Raw genomic sequence first — 6,769 nt, forward strand, 5'->3', positions numbered from 1 at the left:
TGGCTTTGATGATGGCTATTTTATTTCCTTGCTTAGCGGTAAAAGAAAAACTGGACCATATTTTCCGAAGAATCATGGAAAATATGGTCCAGTTTATTTATCGGCGTGACTTATGTCCCAGCCTTTTCTAACAATTTATTAATCAATTTCAGGTTTCACAGCAACCTTACTCTTATCTCTAGTCCCTTCCTCTTCAATTTCTTCAAGGGAACGACCTCTAGTTTCAGGAACACAGAACTTAGTGAAGGCTACCCCGAGGATACAAATGATCCCGAAGATTGCAAACACTGCTTCCTGTGACATTGCAGCAGTCATGATTGGGAATAGAAGTCCAACCAAGAATGAACCAATCCAGTTGAATGATGATGCCATTCCTGATGCCCGTCCTCGAATTGCCAGTGGGAAGATTTCCCCAACGATTACCCATGTAAGTGGTGCCCAAGTAAATGAGTAGAAAGCAACGTAGATACAGAGGAATACAACAATCATCATTGGGTTAGTGTTTGGGTTGATCCAGTTGATGATAGCCGGTAATAGGAATGAAAGTCCCATCACAGTACCACCAAGCATGATAAGCGTTTTTCTGTTAAATCGGTCAGCAATCGCAATGTAAAGTAGCGAACCAACAACCAGAATCACTCCTTGGATGATTGGCCACATCAAAGCACTACTTGCAGCGCTACCAGTTGCCTTCTCAACAATCAATGGAATGTAGTAGAAAATTGCATTCGCACCTTGGAATTGCTGGAATGCGGCAACTCCAATTCCGGCAATCACTAGGTAACGATACTTACCAGTGAACAATGTTCCCCAAGATGTTGACTTAGCTGCTTGGGCTTCAGCATTGGCAGTATCCTTAATGTCAGCTAATTCTTGATCAATTTCACTTTCATCGTTTCGGATGTATGTTAACACCTTACGAGCTTCTGAGAAGTGACCGTTTTTAACTAAGAAACGTGGTGATTCTGGTAGCTTTGCAACCCCAAAGTAGAGAATTACGGCTGGTACAGCTGCCAAACCAAGCATCAATCTCCATGCCCATGCTTCTGGTAAGTCCTTGAGCAAGAAGTCAACGATGTATGATAGCAACATTCCTGAAACAATCATTGTCTGGTTCAACCCTGAGAGCTGACCACGAAGTTTGGCAGGAGCCATTTCTGACATGTAAGCAGGAACCAATGCTGATGCAGCACCAACGGCAGTTCCTAACAATACCCGCACAATAATCAAGTAGAGAGAACCGTTATGAGGAGAAACTCCTGATAATACGGAACCAACCACGAAGATCACGGCCGAAATCAAAATCATTTTTCTCCGACCAAGCTTATCCGACAATTGACCAGCCAACGCGCCACCGAAGATTGCCCCCAGCATAACGGATGACGTGATCCAACCAATAATTCCGGCGTTATTTTGTAGCGCCCAATCCGTTTGTAGGAAAGGCAACGCCCCCGTCATAACCCCGATATCGTAACCAAAAAGAATTCCACCGAAGGAACCGAAAAAGTAAATAAAACTACTTGGGATCTTTTTTTCTTTCTGCATAACTATCCTCCAAAATATAGATGAATTAAGATTTGGTAAAAAGAAAGATATTTATAATGGCCATACTCTTTACCGATTTCCTTGATGCTATCTTAAATTAAAAAAAGCCCGGACTTCAAATTTAAAAACTGAAATCCGGAACTTTTTGGTAACGCTTTATTTATTGGTTTTATCGATTGCTTCCCATAATCCATTTAGGTAGTTGATTCCCATCGCCCGATCATACAAACCGTATCCAGGTCGGCCCTGTTCACCCCAAATCATTCGACCGTGATCCGGACGGATGTTACCCGTGAACTTGGAGTCATGCAACGCCTTCATAATTTCATACATATCAAGCGAGCCCTCACTACTTAAGTGGGCAGTTTCGTGAAAATCACCATCCCCGTCCCACTTTAGGTTACGGACATGGACAAACGGAACCCTACCACTAGGGACAAACTCCCTGATTATCCCCGGAACATCGTTTTTCGGATTTTCGCCAAGACTCCCGACACACAGGGTAATTCCAAGCTGTTTAGAATCTGCTAAATTCATGATTTGACGAATATCAGAAGCGTTTTTGTATATTCTTGGCAATCCAAATAACGGCATAGGTGGATCATCCGGATGAATTGCTAGTGTAATTCCAACTCGCTCACAAGTAGGTAAAATCTGCTTAACAAAATAAGCCAAGTTTGACCTTAGCTGCTCCTCAGTTATCCCTTGAAACTGGCGATAGATATCCGGGAGTTCAGCAATCCGTCTGCTACTCCATCCTGGCAATTCTACGCCCCCATTCTGGCGTTTGAAATTAGCTAGAAAAGAATCGATCCCCCCCTCTAGCTCTTGCTGTTTAAAAGCTAAACTGGTTGAGCCATCAGGCAAACGGTAACTAAAATCAGTCCGGGTCCAATTAAACACGGGCATAAAGCTAAAGCAAACTGTTGTGATCCCGTTTGCAGCCAAGTTTACCAACGATTGCCGGTAATTTTCGATGTAGTGATCTCGATCAGCCGTTCCTAGTTTGATAGCATCATGAACATGCAACGATTCAACGACGTGAAACTCGAAGCCAGATTGATTTATTTTCGCCTTGAGGCCAGCGATTTGCTCACCTGGCCATACTTCCCCATTTGGGATATTTGGTAGTTCACTGACAATTTCAGTAACTCCTGGAATCTGCTTAATTTGTGCAAGTGTAATTAAGTCGCCGTCCCCGTACCAGCGAAAACTCATCTTATTCATAATCTACAAAATCACCGTACCTCTATTTTTATTTGCTATAGGTGTAAACATCCCGAACCATGGCAATTTCCTCATCTGCAGGAATCAAGTATACTTTAACCTTTGAATTGGCGGTGTTCATTTCACCAGGTTGTTGAGCTTTATTCTTCTCTTCATCAAGTTCAACCCCAAACCAGTTCAGTTTCTTACATATTTCAGAGCGTACCCATTCATCATGCTCCCCGATTCCACCTGAAAAGACGATTGCGTCAACGCCATCGAGTTCAGCAATATAGGAAGCCGCAACTTTAATTACCCGGTTCATAAACATATCCAAGGCAAGCTTTGCTTGGGGGTCATCTGATTCCTCAAGGTCACGCATATCCGAAGAAATTTCAGAAATACCAAGCATCCCTGAACGTTTGTTAAACATTTCAATGATTTCATCGGCATCAGCGCCCGTTCGCTTCATCAAATAGGGTACCAGAGCCGGATCGACGTCACCAGAACGAGTCCCCATGATCAGACCATTCATCGGTGTAAAGCCCATTGAAGTGTCATAGCACTTGCCATCAACTTCAGCTGCCACTGATGCGCCCGATCCCAAGTGAAGGGTAACGGTTTTAGCCTTATCCGTGCCAAGCATTTTTAGTGCTTCTTGCGTAATGTAAGTGTGATTGATTCCGTGTTCCCCATAACGCCTGATTCCAAACGTCTTTGTCAATTCATGGGGAATTCCATAAATGGCGTTCATTTCAGGGACGTCATGGAAAAATGCACTGTCAAACACCGCAAATTGATCAACCTCAGGGAGAATAGAAGCCACAATATTAATATACTCTGCTTCACTAGGGTTATGAATCGGAGCGATTTCTCCAAGCTCAACGATTCGGTCTAGTGACTTCTGGGTGATCTTCGTAACCTTGTCAAAATCAGTTGCCCCCGCAACTACTCGGTGCCCAACGGCATTAATATCGCTTAAGTGATTAATGACGCCAAGGTCCTTCAACCGGTTTAGCATGATTCCTGCAGATCGTTCGTAGCCAATATTATCTTCGGTATCTTTATAGACCTGCCCATCACCATACTTGATTTTAACTGCCGATTTTGGCATGTTAAGTCGTTCAATTTCCCCCGCCGCAAGAACTTTCTCAGCTGGCATTTCAAATAGCTTGAATTTTAGTGATGAACTTCCTGCGTTTACAATTAATATTTTCATATCATTCTTCTCCTTAGAAATAGTATGAGTTACTTATATTAAACCACATTTGAGCCAATATAAAAAACGCTTACAACTAGAATTCATTAGTTTTCTAAGTGGTGTATAATTATTATAAAAGCGTTTTCAGAATGGAGAAGATAGGTAATGAAAAAAGTCAGCGAAAGCTTCGGCCAAGTAGCACAAACCCCCATTACAAAGTACACCCTCACCAACGATAACGGCGTTAGCATCAGCGCAATCACTTTAGGGGCAACGATCACTGGGATTAACATCCCTACCAAGGACGGTGGGACCAAGAATATTGTCCTCAGCTTCGACAATGTCCAGTCGTATATTGATAACCACTTTTTCCTTTGCCAAGCAATCGGTAGAACCGCAGGGCGCATAAGTAAAGGAACGTTTGAGATTAATGGCAAGTCATATCAAGTTGATCCAAACGAAAACGAAACCACGCTGCACGGGGGACCTCATGGTTTTAGCACCCTTGTTTGGGACGGTGAATTTCATGAAAATAGCATCATTTTCACCAAACATATCGCTAGTGATATTGACTCATTTCCAGGAAATCTAACCGTCCAAATCGAATTCTCACTTTCCGAAGATGATAAGGTTCTGCTTAAATATACCGCTACTTCTGATGCAGATACGTTATTCAATCCAACCCAGCATTTATACCTTAACCTGTCAGATGAAAATAATGCTCTCAGTCAAACTATTTCTGTCACAAGTAATGAACACCTTGAATTAAGTTCAGAGAAAACCCCAACCGGTAACTTCTTACCTGTTGAAAACACTCCATACGACCTTCGACAGCCCAAACAAATTGGCCAAGCTATTGAGGAACTTAAAGCCCAAGAGGGCCACTCCTTTGACGAAATTTTCCATATTGATAACCACCTAAGTGAAGAACCAATAGCAATTTTGGCCGATAATAAATCTGGCCGAAAAATGAGTCTGTTTTCTACTAGAAACGGACTAGTCGTGTTCACCCCTGGTGGTTGGGACAGCTCAGTCCAATTTGCCGATGGTGCGGGTGAACCATTCAAAGGAATCGCGTTGGAAGCTCAAACACTACCTGATTCACCAAACCATCAAGGGTTCGGTGACGTTTCACTACTGAAAGGTGAGACAAGAACGGAAACGATTGGGATAAAGTTAGAGTATTGATTTAGCGGAAACTTAATTTATATTCTTAATTAAAATACATTGTCATTTTTGCATTTAATTCATACTGTTGCCAACTTGCATAAATAAAATAGGGTGTCCATGAATTGGGCACCCCATCTTATTTGTTTTTTGGACAAACAATTGTCTTGATATTTTTACTTATTGTTAAACTTCTTTTAAAGTATTTGAATTAATGGAACATTACTTTAACTTCAATCTAACGACCTAAACAATATTATATTGATTTTTATCGATTTCAACACTCAAGGCACTCATTTGCTTAAATAGATCTTCTTGCTCTGATACACACTTGGAGTATTGCTTCTGATCAGAATTATATTTTTCCTGTGCTTCTTTCAATATTTTAAGATTTTTCTCCATTGAATCTTTAAATTTATTCACGTCACGTCCTACATCTGCATATGCGTCAGTTAATTGATCAATTTTGCGATCAATTTCAATATATTTTTCCAAGTTAATTTTTATATCATACTCATTTTGAGGTGTATTTTTTGAACTGTTATGAATAGCTTCTAATTTTTCCCATTCATCCATGTTTTCTTGTTTCTGCTGCTTTAAATCTTTCATCGTATGGCCATCGATATATGTCTGGTACCGCCCCCATAAATCTTCATCACTTTTAACCGCAGTTTTATAATCATTTAAACGATTGTATTGACTTCCCAATGAAACACTATAATCTTCAATTTTACTATATAATATCTTTTTCTTTATTTGATAATTCTTTAAGTTGCGCTTTTAATTCATCTATTTTCTTTTTTTGATTGTTGTTAGCATCATTGTTCTTATTTTGATTATTGTCATTTTCATTATTAGAACTGCTGTTGGTCACAGTAGAACTGTTTTTACTAGCTGAATTGCCATCCGGGTTTGACACCCCACCTATGCTGGAAGTTGAGCTTTGCATACCACTTACAAAGCCACCATTTAAAATATTATTAGCATTGTTACTTTCAGTAGCATTATTACCCTGATTAACTGATGGACTTGACTTACTAATATTTGTTGAGTTTAAAGTACTAGTATTTTTTTTCGGTTTCGAAACAAGATTTTGAACTGCTGAAAACTTGTGATACCCCTTTTTAGTTGCAACAATTTTGTACTTTAGCTTAGCTGTAAGCTTATGTTTTAATTTAAACGAAAACTTACCACTTTTTTTCGATTTTCCTTGTGCATAAATCCTGCCATGACGTGAAATTTTAACTTTTACATTTGAAATGGTTTTAACATGTATGTATTTATCCCCAACCTTCACTTTATATGTAACTAATTTAATGCTTTTGGTCTTGGCAAAGGCAACAGTGTTACCCATCAGCATAAATGGAATTGCCAACACCGCAAACAAACATCTTTTACGCATATTTCTATCTCCCCATTACTTTTTATACGTTGACTAAGCGCACTAAAATATATTACCACTAATTAATAGTTCAGTCATTGTAAAATTACGGTATGACAACATTTTGAGTTAATTTGTTAAAAAGAGGCTGGGACATAAGTCACGCCGATAAATAAACTGGACCATATTTTCCATGATTCTTCGGAAAATATGGTCCAGTTTTTCTTTTACCGCTAAGCAAGGAAATAAAATAGCCATCATCAAAGCCA

At 39.9% G+C, this 6,769-nt stretch carries 6 protein-coding genes; 1 reads left to right on the forward strand and 5 read right to left on the reverse strand.

Annotated features, from left to right (window positions below; translation table 11 throughout):
• Positions 1-138 precede the first annotated feature (138 nt).
• From QOW94_RS10690 to QOW94_RS10700, 3 genes are all read right to left on the reverse strand, one after another.
• Positions 139-1,545, reverse strand: a complete 1,407-nt coding sequence (locus tag QOW94_RS10690; RefSeq protein WP_283680444.1) for a sugar porter family MFS transporter — start codon at positions 1,543-1,545, stop codon at positions 139-141.
• A 156-nt stretch (positions 1,546-1,701) separates the two neighbouring features.
• Complete coding sequence (locus tag QOW94_RS10695) at positions 1,702-2,772, reverse strand: mannonate dehydratase (protein ID WP_283680445.1); 1,071 nt, start codon at positions 2,770-2,772, stop codon at positions 1,702-1,704.
• 28 nt (positions 2,773-2,800) lie between these two features.
• Positions 2,801-3,970 (reverse strand): acetate/propionate family kinase, encoded by a 1,170-nt coding sequence (locus QOW94_RS10700; protein WP_283680446.1) that lies wholly within the window; start codon positions 3,968-3,970, stop codon positions 2,801-2,803.
• A 147-nt stretch (positions 3,971-4,117) separates the two neighbouring features.
• Between QOW94_RS10700 and QOW94_RS10705 the strand changes: the two genes are divergently transcribed.
• A complete protein-coding gene (locus tag QOW94_RS10705) occupies positions 4,118-5,140 on the forward strand; it encodes an aldose epimerase family protein (protein WP_283680447.1) in 1,023 nt (340 codons plus the stop codon).
• A gap of 225 nt (positions 5,141-5,365) precedes the next feature.
• Here the strand turns inward: QOW94_RS10705 and QOW94_RS10710 are convergent, their stop codons facing one another.
• Both QOW94_RS10710 and QOW94_RS10715 read right to left on the reverse strand, forming a co-directional pair.
• Positions 5,366-5,827: a hypothetical protein gene (locus QOW94_RS10710; RefSeq protein ID WP_283680448.1), complete on the reverse strand. Its 462-nt coding sequence runs from the start codon at positions 5,825-5,827 to the stop codon at positions 5,366-5,368.
• Positions 5,828-5,852: 25 nt separating this feature from the next.
• On the reverse strand, positions 5,853-6,521 hold the full coding sequence (locus QOW94_RS10715) for a hypothetical protein (protein WP_283680449.1): 669 nt from the start codon (positions 6,519-6,521) through the stop codon (positions 5,853-5,855).
• Positions 6,522-6,769 lie beyond the last annotated feature (248 nt).

Source organism: Lentilactobacillus sp. Marseille-Q4993, assembly GCF_951230165.1.
Classification (GTDB): Bacteria; Bacillota; Bacilli; order Lactobacillales; family Lactobacillaceae; genus Lentilactobacillus.

Coding starts and splice junctions, on each gene's coding strand:
- QOW94_RS10690 (WP_283680444.1), bottom strand. CDS start 1,545: ATGCAGAAAGAAAAAAAGATCCCAAGTAGTTTTATTTACTTTTTCGGT.
- QOW94_RS10695 (WP_283680445.1), bottom strand. CDS start 2,772: ATGAATAAGATGAGTTTTCGCTGGTACGGGGACGGCGACTTAATTACA.
- QOW94_RS10700 (WP_283680446.1), bottom strand. CDS start 3,970: ATGAAAATATTAATTGTAAACGCAGGAAGTTCATCACTAAAATTCAAG.
- QOW94_RS10705 (WP_283680447.1), top strand. CDS start 4,118: ATGAAAAAAGTCAGCGAAAGCTTCGGCCAAGTAGCACAAACCCCCATT.
- QOW94_RS10715 (WP_283680449.1), bottom strand. CDS start 6,521: ATGCGTAAAAGATGTTTGTTTGCGGTGTTGGCAATTCCATTTATGCTG.